This is a genomic window from Butyrivibrio sp. AE2005 (assembly GCF_000686965.1).
Taxonomy (GTDB): Bacteria; Bacillota; Clostridia; order Lachnospirales; family Lachnospiraceae; genus Butyrivibrio; species Butyrivibrio hungatei_A.
On the sequence record NZ_JMMD01000011.1, the window covers coordinates 107,750 to 122,707 of the forward strand.

The following is a 14,958-nucleotide window of genomic DNA, read 5'->3' on the forward strand; positions in this document are numbered from 1 at the left end:
TCCTCACTTTTTTCTTGATCTTATGATAAAAAACTCATCAATGGCATTGGTAAGTTTTTCTTTCGGCATGGATTTAAGGAGGTACTTCTCGGGCTTTAACCCTACTACTTTCATAACGCTCTCCTTGTCATCCTTAGCGGTAAGGAAGATAACCGGAATATCTTTATACGCAGGAGTACTTCTCATCTCCTTGAGTACGGCCGCACCGTCCATTCCGGGCATTTCGTAATCAAGTAGTACCAGATCGATAGGATTTTTTGCCAAAAAAGATAACGCGATCTTACCCGAGCTTGCCATGTACACGTGATACTTTACCGACAGCCAGGTTCTCATCATTCTGAGCATAGTTCCGTCATCGTCAATTATGAGGATCTTCTTTTTAAGCTCATCATCAAGCTCGCTGTATTCAACTACAGAATTAAGCTGTTCCGTAAGGTGCTTGACATCAAGAGGTCTAAGATACGTCTCCTGAACTTTCTCTTTTGCAATATACTCAAGCGCCAGATCAAGTTCCTCTTTGTTTCCTATGATATAGAGCAAAAATCGCTCGCTGTCTATCGCATCATTCAAATACTCAAACAACTCATAGTCGGATTTTGACAGATCCCCCATATACAGAAGGTAGATCATAGGCCTGTCTTCCATAACCTCGATCTGCTCTTTGTCGGGTTCCATCATTAAAACTCCGTATCCTTCTTTCTCGAGCCCCTTTTCTATAGCGTTAACCATAAAGCTTTTCTCGTGGCCAATTAAGAGTACACGTTTTTCCATATCCTGTCCTTCCGCTTTGCGCTATTACTACAATATATTCAACAGTCCGTCTCTGTCAACTGCTGCCATAAGTCTTTTTACCTTTTCATATTTTTCAACATATTCATCGGGAATCTTATATTCACCAAGCATGTTCATAATGTCATCCGCGCTGTCAAAATACGATCCCGATACAAATTCTTTTATCGCCGAAAAAGCATCTGTAAGCTCCGATTCAGGTATTACAGGCTTATCCGAATCTCCTTCATTTTCTTCGCCCACAACAACAGACAATTTGTTGATATAACTTCTGTAAAGCTCAAGAAGTTCCGGTGTCTTCTCCTCAATTTCCGACTTATTCTTCTCTTCCGCACACTTTTCAAGATGCCCCGCCATTTCTGAAAGTTCCAATGCGCCTATTGCCTTTGCGGAGCTCTTAAGCCCATGCACATAGATCATATAATTCTTAATATCATCTTTTGCATACTTTTCTATAAGATCTGCTCTCTCCTTGATGGAAAGCCAGAAGTCCTGCATGACATCAACCACAACTTTTGAAGATCCGCAACGCTCTATGGCACTCTTAACATCAATACCCTGTACCTTCATAAGTTTAAGCGCTGTCTCGTCTTCTTTTTTCGCATCTCCCTTTTCTGCCTCAACAAAATCATCGTCTCCCGGTATGGAAACTTTATACGAAGGAAGATAACTAAGTATCATCTCTTCAAGCTTTGGCGGCGAAACAGGCTTTGAGAGGTAATTGGTAAAGCCTTCCCTAAAGTACATCTCTCTGGATCCCGAAACCGCATTTGCCGTAAGCGCCACAACAGGCGTCTTCTTATTTAGATTATTTGCCATTCCCTTCATCATATGAAGCGTCTGGATGCCGTCCAGCTCAGGCATCCTGTGATCGAGGAAAATGATATCATAGTTATTTTCAGTCACAAGTTCAAGAGCTTTCCTTCCACTAAGCGCCGTATCCACAGTAATAAGCGTCTTTTTCAAAAGACCTTGTATCACCGCAAGATTTGTGCTTATATCATCAACAACAAGAATCTTTGCCTTGGGCGCATGAAAGCTTTCCTTGTACTCTTTCTTGTTTACTTTGCTCTGCCTGTAATCCTTGGCAAATTCGCCAAGCGGCTCCCTGTCCACAACAGTCTGTACTATTTCAAAAGAAAACTCGGAGCCCTTTCCGTATTCACTCTTTACGTTAAGCTTTGACCCCATGAGTCCCAAAAGATTTGTAACAATGCTGATTCCAAGCCCCGTTCCCTCAATGGTTTTGTTTCTCTTTTCATCCACTCTCTCAAAAGCAAGTGTGAGCTTATCGATGTCCTCATCCTTTATTCCGATTCCGGTATCGGTTATGCGGACTCCCAGGATAATCTTTTCATCAAACATATCATCGTAAGCCAGAGAATCGTAATCTTTCTTATAGATCTCCATGGCAACGGAACCGACATCCGTGTATTTCACCGCATTCGTAAGCAGATTCATGATACACTGCTTTATCCTTGTCTCGTCGCCGTACAGAACATGCGGTATATCATCGGAAATGTTCGTGATAAACTCAAGTCCTTTTTCATAGATCTTAGCATCTATCATATTTATGAGGTCGTTTATCATCGATCCAAGCTCATACTCACCGGGGATGATCTCCATCTTTCCCGCTTCTATCTTGGAGAAATCAAGAATATCGTTGATAAGAGCCAAAAGAGTTTTTCCCGAGCTCTGAATATCCATCGCATAGCTTAAGATATCCTCATCCTTACATTCTCTGAGTATCATTTCATCAAAGCCAAGAACAGCATTTATAGGCGTTCTGATCTCATGTGACATATTGGAAAGAAATCTCGACTTGGCTTCGTTCGAGCTCTTTTCCACCCTGAGCTGGTCTTCTATAAGCTGCCTGCTCTTTACAAGTTCAATGTATTCCATAAATCTGTAAAAAGTAAGATCTATAGCATGATACAGGTCTTCTATCTCATCGTTGGTATCTATCCTAAGTCTGTGAACCTCCTCCACACTGGCATTTATGTCCGTTTCCTGCGAATTGTAAATATCGGTCACGGCATTCGACAAAATCCTTATGGGCTCGGCAATCCTATACTGTGCATAGTTGTTGACAAAAATAGCCATCGGCGTAATTATGATCGATATAAGCATCGCCATCTCAATTCCGCCCCGAAACGTCATATCCGCATACAGCTCTCTCGATGCGATTTCCGCTATAATCCCAAGTAAAATTGCCTCAAAGACAATTACCCTCATTACGACATTTCCGATCCTGGACTTGCCTTCGACCATGTATCTGTCATCTTCATCAAGTCTTGTGGTGTCCACATAGTACATTCCGCTTCCAAACATCAATTTGATATCATCCGGCAATTTTTTAAAAACAAAATATATGAAAAAACATGTAAACAGACATCCCGGTGCTTCTCTTAAGAACAGCGGAATAAGCCTGCCCGGATCAAAACCTGCCAAACCGGCACCATTAAGCACGAGCTTACAAAAGCCCCACAGGTCACCCAGGATAAACTGTAAGATCATAGAAGAAAGTATTACTTTAAAAAAATTTTTGAAAAAACCGATTCTTGTAAGAACATTAACGGCACAAGCGATCAGCAGATATGCAAAAGCATGATACATGATTGATCCTTGCAAAAAAGAACCAAAGAAAAAAATAAGAACCAGACTCAGCATCCCGGGAATGATGCCACAAAACGCCGTAACAATCATTATCGGAATATACTTAACAGTCCTCAATACAGAATCAGGCTCTACGCTTCTCAATAAATCAGCGAAGATCAGAGTGAGGACAGATGCTACAAGTACAAGCGTCAGATCTACCCGGTTTCTTTTGGTGGAAAAAACAAAATACTTACTTCTTCTCATAAGATCACCTGTAAACTACTGTTGCGTGCAAGTACTTCTCATTCATGTATGATTCACATACGTTAATACGTATATATTTTATCATATACTTATAGTCGAAAGACATACTAAAATAGATAATTCCATCAAAAAAGAGTTGCTTATCTTGCAACTCTCTTCCTAAATTAATTCTGAAATCACTCCACAATGTGCAGTGCCCAATAATTGTTTTTATGATTTATGAGGACGGGTGCGGATACAAAGGCCTCATCACCGACGTAGCACCTGTCTTTTTCAATATCAAATGTATATTTTCTTCCCTCGGAGTCGTGCTCGTTGATGTAATCTAGCGCCTGCTCAAGGGTCTCATCATTTTTACAAAGATGTATATTCATTTTGTCACACTTTTCCTCTCAATACGGATTGTCTGTATCAGATCCGCGATCGTCCAACCAGCATATTTGCTGCGAATCTCTCGATAAATGCGTTGCATGAAGGATAGTAAAGATGCGGGAATCCTGCAAAAAGATTTCCTTTTATCTGAATTCCTTCCCAAGAGCGGTTCTGCGTACCCTTTGTGATCACGCAGGTATCTCCGTTGTCTGTTGTGTCGTAATAGTGGAACTCATGACCGTTTATACATTCAAACGGCTTTAAATATGTATTTTCTTTTGCGGCAGCTATAGTCACATAGCCAAATCTCGTTAGTTTCCCCGTCATGAAAGCCTTACCGGGGATTGCGCCAACCATCTTATAGGTGTTGCCATCCTTGTCCTCAAGTTCTTCCTGAAGATACATAAATCCGCCGCACTCCGCAATAATAGGAACATTATTGTCTGCCGCATTTTTAATATCCTCAAGCATCGAAGTGTTCTCGGACAGCTCTTTTGCGTGGAGTTCCGGATAGCCTCCTCCGAAGATATAACCGTCTGCCTCAGGAAGTCTTTCATCATGAAGCGGTGAAAAGAACTCCAGCTCTATTCCCATATCTCTCATGAGATCAAAGTTATCTTCATAATAGAAGCAAAATGCTTCATCCTTTGCGATCGCAACCTTCAAAGGTCCGCCCTCTGCAGGCTCTGCGCAAAGCGGAAGTGCAAAACTGTTTTGCAAAGTCCTGAAACTCTCTGCTTTCTCTGCAATATCAAGAAGCTTTTCGAAATCAAGAGTCTCCTCAAGCTTATCGGCTACCGCATCAATTTTTTCCAAAATATCAGGAATCTCATCGGGAAGCACAAGTCCAAGGTGCCTGCTGTCTATACCGGCTTCTTTTATAAAAGGAATATATCCGACAACCGGAATATGCACCTCTTCCTCAATGCGCGATGATATATCTTTTGCGACCATCGGAGAGATATTATTCAATATAATTCCCTTAATTGGATTGTTAATTCTTCCGACATAATCGAAGAATCCCTGTACTACGGGAATTATCGACATGCTCATGCCTTTTGCATTTACAACAAGTATGGCAGGTGTCTCCGTTTCTTTGCTTATATCATAGCTGGAACCGTCTGTTCCGGACATACTTATCCCGTCATAAAAGCCCATTACACCTTCTATAACGCCAAAATCTTTCCCCTCACTGCCTCTGTCGAGTGTACGACGAATACCGTCTTTTCCTGCCATGAAAATATCAAGATTTCGTGAAGGAACATCTAAAACTGTTTTGTGAAAAATCGGATCGATATAATCGGGTCCGCATTTGAATACAGCGGGATTATAGCCTCTTCTTTTGAGAATCCTAAGAAGCGCACAAGTCACTATAGTCTTGCCACTGCCGCTTCCGGTTCCGCAGATCATTACTCTAGGAAAATTATTAGTCATAGTTACCCCTTGTTGTAATTGTAAAGCATTTTCTCTTAATTCTATAATACAACATATCCTTGCTTTTGTAAGCGTTTTTTAAATTATTTTTTAACTCTGTTCATTAATACACAACAAAACGGTCAATAAATCAGATATTTGTTAATTATCACTAATTTGCGATCATGATATAAAAAGCATGAGTTCTATGATATATAATTCAGAAATACTTTTTATCCGAAACTACATACCTGATTCAAATTATATGTTACTATGGTGTGAGTATGAATCTTACGACAATACCGATGATATCGGCATAAAAAAGAGAGGTACATTCAATGAATACACTCACTGACAGGATCAGGCTAAATAACGGAACATCTATACCTTGTCTTGCCTTTGGCACATACAAGATAAAAGATCCCGCAGAAGCTTATAACTCTGTAAAATCCGCACTTGAGATTGGCTACCGTCACATCGATACAGCCGCTTTTTACGAGAATGAAAAGCAGGTCGGACAGGCAATAAACGACTTTATCGCAACAGGTGCCGCAAAAAGAGACGGCATCTTTGTTACCAGCAAAGTCTGGAAGTCAGAACTTGGCTATGAAAAGACTCTTGCTGCTTTTGAAAAGACTATGAGCGAGATCGGTCTTGATTATCTCGACCTCTATCTCATTCACTGGCCCGCATCATATGCATTTGACGATGACTGGGAGAACACAAACCGCGAAACCTGGAAGGCGATGATAGAGATATACAAGTCAGGAAGAGTAAAAGCAATCGGCGTTTCAAACTTCCTTACTCATCACCTCAAGGCGCTCATGGAATTTGACATCATCCCCGCAGTCGACCAGATTGAGATAAATCCCGGTTTCCTCCAGAAAGATACAGTAGATTTCTGTCAGGAACACGGCATCCTCGTAGAGGCCTGGAGTCCGCTCGGAAGAGGCAAATCCCTTGAACATCCGCTTCTTAAGGACCTTGCGGAAAAATACGACCGCACCGTTGCCCAGATCATCCTTCGTTGGGAAATGCAGCACAATGTCGTTCCGCTCCCCAAGTCCGTCAATCCCGAAAGAATCCGCTCCAACTCTGAGCTGTTTGACTTCGAACTTTCGGAAGACGACATGGAGATGATCGACGAAATCGAGCCTTACGGCAATTCCGGCCACTCACCGGATCAGGCGTGATTAACGCGGAATCCAGTGCAAGATGCCGCAACTATCCTACTTCTTAACCATCCTATGATTTGACTATTAAGAATTCTTTGTTATAATAGAATTAGGCAAAGAAACGAGATAATTTATCTTAACAAGCTAACACAAAAAAGCTAGGAGCTGCAACTCCTAGCTTTTTCTATGCCATTTCGTGCAAGGCGGCTTATACCTCAGGCTCATTGCCATCGTCATCTCTATCGAGCCATTTGCAAATATATATTTTTCTTTATCTCTTATAACACATTATCTTGATTATATTGTCACTATATACACCGGGTTGATTGCATCGGCCATGTGATATTCGCCAACTTTCCTATATCTGCTTGCGCTGACTTGAACAATGTCAGGCTCTGCAAATTCTCCCTCTTTAATAACGGTAAGAACTTCCGTAAGTGTCTCGAGTGTGACACAGTTTATCACAATTCGAATATTCTCATTCATCTTCTTCAGAATCTCAATGATAACCCGCATATTTCCGCTGCTTCCGCCGATGAACGCATGTGTAGGGACAAGCAGCTCTCCTTCAACCACACTGCCGGAACATTCATATGTAAAAGCTGAAATACAGGTATTCTCTGCCATTTTTTCAAGCACCTCTGAAGCTTCGCCCTTTATCACAGTAATGTTATCCGTACAGAACTTCTCCTTATTTTTCTTGATAAGTTCAACCGCCTCATCGTTTCGCTCTATCGCACAGACTTTGATATCAGGGTGCAAAAGAGCTGCTTCGACAGATACGGAACCTGTCCCCGCGCCGATATCATAGAGCACGGAATCAGCGGAAAGTCCCAGTTTTCTGATGGATATAGCTCTTATCTCCTCTTTGGTCATCGGAGTCTTGCCTCTGACAAACTCATCGTCAGATATTCCTCTTATTACCGGCATTTCGCCCGCGCGCTCATTCTCTATATACAAAAGGCATTTTCCTTTCTCTTCACGTGAAAAAAGATTATCTCCAAGCTCATTTTCCGATACTTCTAAAATCCGCTCCAGAGCTGTTCCCAGTTCATATCCGATCACAATTTTAAGATCTCCGCATTCGCCGAAACCTTCAACTTTTACGCTATCGTTCCTGCCATAATCATTTATTTTCGCTACCGCAAACGCAGTTCTCGCAATATCGCCCGCATGCGCACAGCTTGAAGGAAGAATGATAAGTCTCTTAGCCTCCGCAATATATCCCGCAACATTGCACTCTCTTCCATGCGCGCTCACTATACTGCAGTCTTCCAGCCCAAGTCCCAATCTGTTTGCAAAAAGAGCCACCGAAGAAATCCCTGATATCTTATGAACTCCATATCCTGCGCCTTCAAAAACCTTCGCCGCATTCTTGGCTCCGCTGCAAAGGCATATATCTCCCGAGAAAAGAGCCAGCGGCTTCTTGTAGTTAGGATATTCATTCAAAAACTCAAGAATATCTTTTCCCATATAAAGAGGAACAAATTCAGCTTTAATCCTGTTCTTATCAACTCTTTCAAGGATGCTCTTCGCTCCGAAAATCACATCCGCATTCTCAAGTGCATCTTCCAGTTCTCTTGTATAATATCTCGCATCACCGGGACCGATCCCCGCAAGTATGATGCTCTTTCCTATATTATCCTTAACTTCGTTTAAGCTGTTACTCTCTTTGACGATTTCGCCGGATTTAACACGCTTCTTGTCAACTCCAAGTTTTTCCAACACTTCCGGCAGACTGTACCCTTTTACAGATGCACCCACATCGCATCCGGAGCCATCAAGTCTGCTCTCGGGACTCTTTATCATAACAACCTTAATCCCGCACTCTCTCGCCGCAAGAAGCTTCTCATCAAGCCCGCCCGTAGCGCCGCTCTCCTTCGTAAGAATCACAGAAGCGCAAATCTCATTTATAAGTACAACATTCATATCTTTGGAAAAAGGCCCCTGCATAGCGATTATCTGCTTTCCTCGAAGCCCCGCTTCTTCGCACTTCGTGATACTCTCGATATTCGGAAGGACTCTTGCGTACACTCTTGTTTTATCGGAAATCTCAGCCATGATTGTCTTAAGATCTTTACTTCCCGTTAAAAGAAGAATGTTGCCGCTTATCTTTTCAAGTTCCTTTGCCGCACTCATGACCGAATCACAAGTCACAATCTGAATACTCTCATTAACCACATCCGCATTCCATAACATCATGCGCTTTCGACAATTACTCTCAATTTCTTTATCAAAACCACATTCGTTGGAAGCAGTCATAAGCTCAATCTTCGCTCCTGTATCTCTAAGGAGCCTCAAATACTCGACTCCGGTCTTTTCACATGCCTTCTTAATCTCAGCCGAAACAAGCGTAGCAAAAGGATGCGTAGCATCAACGCACACCGTAAAGCCCTCGGTAGCCATAAGTTCCGCCATTTCATCCGCGTTCTTTCTTCCGACAATGACATTTTTCTCTCCAAAAGAATCCTCAATTTCCTTGCCATAATCAGTCGCAACACTCACCAAGTGCTGTACGCCCGCCGCAGAAAGCGCAGCCGCAAGCTCTCTTCCTTCAGTTGTTCCTCCGAAAATAAGAACCTCATCTCTCACTTCTGTATCCTCTTAAAGTAACCATGTGCTCGGCAATATCCCTTGTTGAAGAATTCCCGATAAAAATCGTCGAGAACATATCCACCTCAGCACCTTTTAATTCACCCAAAGTCATAACCTTACAATATTCGCCGTCTCTTCCGATGTTTCCTGCAATTCCGCAAACCCGCTCGGGTGGCAGATTCTCCATCAGAATCTCGCAGGCATGGGCAAGATACCCTTTCCTACCCTTACTCTGAGGATTGTAGATCACAATCACCATATCCGCCAAAGCCGCAGCACGAAGCCTCTTCTCGATCAGTTCCATCGGCGTAAGCCTGTCGCTCATACTTATCAGGCAAAAATCATGTATAAGCGGGGCCCCAAGAAGTGCCGCTCCGCTGATTGCCGCCGTAACGCCCGGAACAACTTCCGTATCAACGTTATCGAAATTAACCGCCTCTTCATAGCAAAGCCCGGCCATTCCGTAAACTCCTGCATCTCCGCTACATACAAGCGCTACCTTAAATCCTTCCGCCGCCTTCTCGTAAGCAAGTCTGACTCTCTTTTCCTCACCCATCATTGGCGTTGAGATATATTCTTTATCAGGAAAAAAAGGTCTGACAAGATCGCAGTACACAGTATATCCTGCGATTACATCGCACGCCTTAAGCGTCTCTGCCGCCTTAACCGTCATATTCTCATAATTTCCGGGTCCTATTCCGACAACCGAGACTTTTCCACAACTTCTATCACTTACAGTCTCTCCGCCAACGCATGCAAAATCCATATCAACACTCTCTGCACTTCCGTCACACTCCGTGCCCTGAGACGTTACATTGCCATTTCCCATCACACCTGCCGCAAAAGTCATCCCGTCAAAGCGTTCTTTCTTAACAAGAATCTTCTTGCAACCACAGGCAACGACCGCTCTCTCGCAGACATTATCCGTCCCCGTTATACTCTTTACAAACTCAGAAGCCGTAAACTCCCCTTCCTGCGCCATCAGGACATCCGAAGAAAAAAACTTAAACTCTGCTCCAAGTTCTTTTGACAGACCTATAAGACCTTCTTCCTCTTTCTTAATATCCGCGGAAGCAAGCACACTTACCGCCCTCTTATCTATGTTGTGCTCCGAAAGCTTATCCTCAACAAAAGCCAGCAGCTTCTCATAAGGCGTCCCCTTCTTGCAGCCGACGCCGATTACAATACACCTAGGAATCAGGTTTAGCACTCCGCTCTCAGACTTATCCTTGCGAAAAGAAATTGTAAAACATGCTTTGTCTCTTTCAATATTGCTCTCTTTAACAGCATTCTTACCCGCTATATTTTCAGCGCATTTACAATCTGCATCTACTTTGATATCAGTGCATTTAACCTCACTGCCACAACTCTCTCCAGCTGCCAATCGCCTGACTACATTCGCATATCCCGCATCAACATCATAAGAAGGCATCCCCGCAAGCTCTTTATCCACCTCATACACAGCCTCTTTCTCCTCAAGAAGCCTTGCCGTAAACTCCTTCGCCTTCTTCATATCGGAAATCACAAATCCGTTCTCGGAAGCAAAAACATCAACCGCAAATTCTCCGGAAACGTCAGACGCCGTAGTAACAACCAGATTCGCACCAAGAAGCTCCGCAATCCGCTTTGCATCTCTCACACCGCCTCCGATATGTCCGGACAAAAGAGGTATCACATTCTTTCCCGCTTCATCTATAACAATGACCGCAGGATCCTTCGTTTTATCTTCAATATAAGACGCTATCGCCCTTACCGCGATTCCGGCAGCACCTATGAATATGAGAACATTTCCCTGATGAAAGTTTTCTTTAACAAAGCCATCTAATGTAAAGCCCTCATCTATGCCTTTCACGACAGCATTTTCTCTGCCAAAACTTTTCTTATATCGTTCTCCTTTGCCAAGTCCACTGTCATCACAGCCTCGTTCAAACTCTCCACCCGAAACAAGGAAAAGCACTCTTTCCGCAAGCTCTTTTCCCCTTGAAGTGAAACTTATGATCTTATAATTCTTATATTCTGCCTTTTCCATAAATCTTTTCATACATTTCATCCGTAAGTGAAAACAAATCCTTGATAAGCCCGTCTTCCATGACTTCTAAAGGTGTCTTGCACAGCGTCTTTCCATCATCATATACAAGAAGAAGCCTGTCAGAAACAGAAACAGCAAGCTCAAGCTCGTGAATCGACATAACTATCGTCACACCTTTTTTCGCAAGACCTTCCAGAACTTCCATTAGTTCCATCCTGTACCTGATGTCCAGATAGGATGTGGGTTCATCCATTACAAGATACTCGGGAGACTGCGCTATTGCCCTTGCAATAAGCGTCCGCTGCTTCTGCCCGTCGCTTAAGTTATTAAACTGCTTGTCCGCAAAGCCCTCGATTTTCATAAGAGCTATCGCATCTTCCGCAGCCTGCCTGTCCTCTTTTCCAAGAACTCCAAATCCGTCCGTATAAGGAAGGCGCCCCGCCATCACAACCTCTCTGCAAGTCATATGCTCGGGCTTTATCCTGTCCGTCGTAACTATGGACAGTTTCTTTGCAAGCTCTTTAAGCGGCATCTTAGATACATCACCGCCGTCAACAAATACCGCTCCCGCAACAGGCGAAAGATCCCTGTAAAGAGTCTTTAAAAGAGTGGACTTCCCCGCACCGTTCGGTCCTATGAAGGAGATTATCTCTCCTTTTTTTATTTCAAGATTAACTCCCGGAACAACCGCCTTTCCGCGATATCCCGCAGATAAATCCTCTATTTTCACCTTGTCTTACCTCTTTTTATTATCATGAAAATAACTATCGGCGCCCCAAAAAGTGAAGTCACCGCAGAAATATTGATCTCAGTAGGAGCAAAAAGCATCCTTGCAAGAAGGTCGCTTATCATGCAAAAAACCGCTCCCGACAGGAAAGACGCCGGAATCAGAATTATCGGCTTCGACGACTTCAGAACCTCTCTCATAAGGAAAGGCACAGCAATTCCGATAAACGAAACTGGCCCCACAAATGCCGTAACACACGCCGACAGAACACTTGAAAGCACGATAAGGAGCACTCTGCACAGCTTCACATTTATTCCAACGCTCGCAGCGTAAACTTCTCCAAGTCTGAACGCATCAAGCACTTTGCTCATAAGCATGACCGCCACAAGAACAATTGCCACAATCACCGCAGAAAACCAAGCCGCACTCATCGATGCTCCCGAAAAGCTTCCCTGCGACCAGCTGTGAAGATTGACAATATCCGAATCTTCCGCAAAAGTGACAAGAAAATCCGTCACAGCGCTGCATATGTAGCCTATCATTATTCCCGCCGCAAGAAGCGCCGCCATGTTTCTCACTCTCTTTGAGATAAGAATGATAAATCCCGTAGCCGCCATCGCTCCGACAAAAGCAGTCATCACAAGCATCAGATTCGATGTATAACCCGTTCCCGATGTTATGAATATCAGGCTCATCGCAACCGCCATCTTTGCTCCCGACGAAATCCCCAGAATGTACGGGCCCGCGATCGGATTGGCGAAATATGTCTGCAAAAGAAATCCGGATACCGCAAGAGCACCTCCAAGAACAAGCGTCATTACAGTCCTGGGAAGCCTGATACTTGCTATTATATTCCTGCTCTTAATGTCTCCTCCGCCCGCAAACAATATCCTCATCACTTCATCAAGACTTATCCTGACATTTCCGATAATAATATTTGCAAAAAAAGCTGAGACCAAAAGAACAATCAGCAGCGCAAAAACCACTGCCACTCTTTTATTTCCGTTCTTAGTCATTTATATTTCTGCCTTTTCTAAAGCCCGTAGTAAAATCAGGCGAATACAGCTTTGATTTCTCATAATCCGCCTGTTTAACGCTGTTTCCGACTATTATAAGAGCCGTCTTGTTAATACCGTTCTCCGCCGCAACATCAGGAAGTTTTTCGACATCAGTGATAAATTTCTTCTCATCATCCCAAGTTGCTTTGTATACAATAGCCGCAGGCGTATCTTTCGACACTCCTGCCGCCATCAGTCTCGTGCTCAACGTTTTTGTATCTCCCGCAGATAAAAAGAAAACCATAGTAGCGCCGTGTTTTGCAAGTTCCTCTATGGATTCTTTTGCAGGCACGGGAGTTCTCTTTTCCATCCTTGTGATGATCACGCTCTGCGTTATGCCGGGCAACGTATATTCCATATTAAGCGCTGCCGCCGCCCCGCAAAAAGAGCTGACACCGGGAGTTACATCATAGTCAACTCCAAGCTTATCAAGTTCATCCATCTGCTCTCTTATTGCGCCATAAATGCTTGGATCGCCGGTATGGAGCCTTACCGTCATCTTTTTCTCTTTTTCTGCCTTCTGCACAATCTCTATAACCTGCTCGAGGTCAAGCTTTGCGCTGTCATATATCTCACAGCCGTCTTTTGCATACTTAAGAAGCTCAGGATTTACCAGAGATCCCGCGTAAATTATGACATCCGCCTTCTCCAAAAGCTCTTTTCCCCTAACCGTTATAAGGTCCACCGCTCCGGGGCCGGCGCCTACAAAATGTACCATTAAATCGTCCTTTCCAGATATTCATGGGCTTTTTCGGTGCTTACAAGTTCCGTATATTCGTTGGAAAAAACTATCACCTCAACCTTAAGCGCTCCTTCTGCCCATTTTTCCATATTTTCTTTTATAAGTTCCGCCATTTTGGGGAATACCTTGTCCGCAAGCCCCGCCTCTGTTATGATCCTGACAGCTTCATCCGTCATAACACATTCTGAGAGCTTTTCTTTTAACCCTTCAAATTCTTTATCCCGTGCAAAAGAACTCACGATATCCGTAAGTATCTCCATCCTGTGGTCACCGTACTTAGAATGGGTATTTTTTATGCCGCCTGCAACCTTAACAAGTTTTCCGATATGTCCCGCAAATATCATCTCGGAAAAACCCTCTTCCTTCGCTATCATTACGGCGTCATGGACAAAGTTTGAAGTCATTACGGCGATATCTTTATCTATCCCGCACTTCTTACTAAGGAAGGTTATTCCGTAATTACCGGGCGCAGCCAAAAGAACTTGTCGTCCTTCGGCCTTTCTTACTTTAACCTCGGTTCTTATCGTATCTACTATGGCCTTTTCGCTCATGGGCTCAACTATGCCGGTTGTCCCAAGGATTGATATTCCTCCGACTATCCCAAGCTTTGGATTAAAGGTCTTTTCAGCAATTATCTCGCCGCCGGGGACGCTTACTATAACTTCAAGGCCGGTATTCTCTACATTTCTTTCCTTAAGAACTTCATTAAGATTTTCTGCTATCATCTTCCGCGGAACAGAATTTATCGCTGCTTCTCCTATTGGCTGATCAAGACCGGGCTTTGTCACACGCCCCACGCCTTTGCCGCCGTCTATAACTATTCCGGGAGTGTCTTTGATTCTCACGCTGACTTCAATATAAGCTCCCGTCGTCACATCCGGATCGTCTCCTCCGTCCTTTATCACAGAGCAGGTCACTTTTTTGCCGCTCTCATCGCGAATGACATTAACAATCTCCGCATAGAACGGTATGCCCTTCGGAGTCATTATGTTCACATACTCAATATCCTTAACTCTGTTATCTGCGACAGGTCCGTGATCTGAATCAAGCTCTACTTCCACCTTCGAAACCTCAACCGAGTCCAGCAGCATCATAAGCGCAGCCTTCGCCGCAGCCGCCGCACAGCTCCCCGTCGTAAAGCCGCTCCTTAGTTCCATATGCCTATTTTCCTCCGATGCTCTGTCACAGTTGTAAAT

Annotated in this window: 11 protein-coding genes and 1 pseudogene; 1 reads left to right on the forward strand and 11 read right to left on the reverse strand. The window is 43.6% G+C overall.

Annotation, left to right across the window (positions count from 1 at the left end):
- Nucleotides 1-3: 3 nt before the first annotated feature.
- The 4 genes from DL92_RS0109815 to DL92_RS0109830 all read right to left on the reverse strand — a co-directional run bounded on the left by DL92_RS0109815 (nt 4) and on the right by DL92_RS0109830 (nt 5,457).
- On the reverse strand, nt 4-771 hold the full coding sequence (locus tag DL92_RS0109815; protein ID WP_026667554.1) for a response regulator: 768 nt from the start codon (nt 769-771) through the stop codon (nt 4-6).
- 27 nt (nt 772-798) lie between these two features.
- Complete coding sequence (locus DL92_RS18910) at nt 799-3,651, reverse strand: response regulator (RefSeq protein WP_051625291.1); 2,853 nt, start codon at nt 3,649-3,651, stop codon at nt 799-801.
- Nucleotides 3,652-3,827: 176 nt separating this feature from the next.
- Nucleotides 3,828-4,025: a hypothetical protein gene (locus DL92_RS0109825; protein ID WP_026667555.1), complete on the reverse strand. Its 198-nt coding sequence runs from the start codon at nt 4,023-4,025 to the stop codon at nt 3,828-3,830.
- 37 nt (nt 4,026-4,062) lie between these two features.
- Entirely contained in the window at nt 4,063-5,457 is a 1,395-nt protein-coding gene (locus tag DL92_RS0109830; protein ID WP_026667556.1) for a cobyrinic acid a,c-diamide synthase CobB, read from the reverse strand.
- Nucleotides 5,458-5,774: 317 nt separating this feature from the next.
- On the opposite strand from DL92_RS0109830, the gene DL92_RS0109835 reads away from it, so the two are divergent.
- Nucleotides 5,775-6,629 carry an aldo/keto reductase gene (locus DL92_RS0109835; protein ID WP_026667557.1) on the forward strand — a complete coding sequence of 285 codons (855 nt, stop codon included), beginning with the start codon at nt 5,775-5,777 and terminating at the stop codon, nt 6,627-6,629.
- 279 nt (nt 6,630-6,908) lie between these two features.
- Here DL92_RS0109835 and cbiT read toward each other — a convergent pair whose 3' ends face one another.
- The 7 genes and pseudogenes from cbiT to cbiD all read right to left on the reverse strand — a co-directional run bounded on the left by cbiT (nt 6,909) and on the right by cbiD (nt 14,919).
- Nucleotides 6,909-9,203: a precorrin-6Y C5,15-methyltransferase (decarboxylating) subunit CbiT gene (cbiT, locus tag DL92_RS0109840; protein WP_026667558.1), complete on the reverse strand. Its 2,295-nt coding sequence runs from the start codon at nt 9,201-9,203 to the stop codon at nt 6,909-6,911.
- A complete protein-coding gene (gene cobJ / locus DL92_RS21800; protein WP_051594283.1) occupies nt 9,193-9,972 on the reverse strand; it encodes a precorrin-3B C(17)-methyltransferase in 780 nt (259 codons plus the stop codon). Before cobJ ends, cbiT begins: the two co-directional genes overlap by 11 nt.
- An 81-nt stretch (nt 9,973-10,053) precedes the next feature.
- A pseudogene (locus DL92_RS21805) lies at nt 10,054-11,256 on the reverse strand (cobalt-precorrin 5A hydrolase); the annotation flags it as partial.
- The gene (locus tag DL92_RS18915; RefSeq protein ID WP_051625292.1) at nt 11,216-11,965 is read right to left on the reverse strand and encodes an ABC transporter ATP-binding protein; all 750 of its coding nucleotides are present in this window, start codon (nt 11,963-11,965) and stop codon (nt 11,216-11,218) included. The pseudogene DL92_RS21805 and the gene DL92_RS18915, both read right to left, overlap by 41 nt.
- Nucleotides 11,962-12,978, reverse strand: coding sequence for a FecCD family ABC transporter permease (locus DL92_RS0109855; protein WP_026667559.1), 1,017 nt, complete (start codon nt 12,976-12,978; stop codon nt 11,962-11,964). Before DL92_RS0109855 ends, DL92_RS18915 begins: the two co-directional genes overlap by 4 nt.
- Nucleotides 12,971-13,738, reverse strand: a complete 768-nt coding sequence (cobM, locus tag DL92_RS0109860) for a precorrin-4 C(11)-methyltransferase (protein WP_026667560.1) — start codon at nt 13,736-13,738, stop codon at nt 12,971-12,973. Before cobM ends, DL92_RS0109855 begins: the two co-directional genes overlap by 8 nt.
- On the reverse strand, nt 13,738-14,919 hold the full coding sequence (cbiD, locus tag DL92_RS18920; protein ID WP_034468893.1) for a cobalt-precorrin-5B (C(1))-methyltransferase CbiD: 1,182 nt from the start codon (nt 14,917-14,919) through the stop codon (nt 13,738-13,740). Before cbiD ends, cobM begins: the two co-directional genes overlap by 1 nt.
- Nucleotides 14,920-14,958 lie beyond the last annotated feature (39 nt).

What these genes read in the sequence shown, in the direction of transcription:
- DL92_RS18910 (WP_051625291.1), bottom strand. Translation starts at nt 3,651, where the DNA reads ATGAGAAGAAGTAAGTATTTTGTTTTTTCCACCAAAAGAAACCGGGTA.
- cbiD (WP_034468893.1), bottom strand. Translation starts at nt 14,919, where the DNA reads ATGGAACTAAGGAGCGGCTTTACGACGGGGAGCTGTGCGGCGGCTGCG.
- DL92_RS0109835 (WP_026667557.1), top strand. Translation starts at nt 5,775, where the DNA reads ATGAATACACTCACTGACAGGATCAGGCTAAATAACGGAACATCTATA.
- DL92_RS0109815 (WP_026667554.1), bottom strand. Translation starts at nt 771, where the DNA reads ATGGAAAAACGTGTACTCTTAATTGGCCACGAGAAAAGCTTTATGGTT.
- cobM (WP_026667560.1), bottom strand. Translation starts at nt 13,738, where the DNA reads ATGGTACATTTTGTAGGCGCCGGCCCCGGAGCGGTGGACCTTATAACG.
- DL92_RS0109855 (WP_026667559.1), bottom strand. Translation starts at nt 12,978, where the DNA reads ATGACTAAGAACGGAAATAAAAGAGTGGCAGTGGTTTTTGCGCTGCTG.
- cobJ (WP_051594283.1), bottom strand. Translation starts at nt 9,972, where the DNA reads ATGGATTTTGCATGCGTTGGCGGAGAGACTGTAAGTGATAGAAGTTGT.
- DL92_RS0109830 (WP_026667556.1), bottom strand. Translation starts at nt 5,457, where the DNA reads ATGACTAATAATTTTCCTAGAGTAATGATCTGCGGAACCGGAAGCGGC.
- DL92_RS0109825 (WP_026667555.1), bottom strand. Translation starts at nt 4,025, where the DNA reads ATGAATATACATCTTTGTAAAAATGATGAGACCCTTGAGCAGGCGCTA.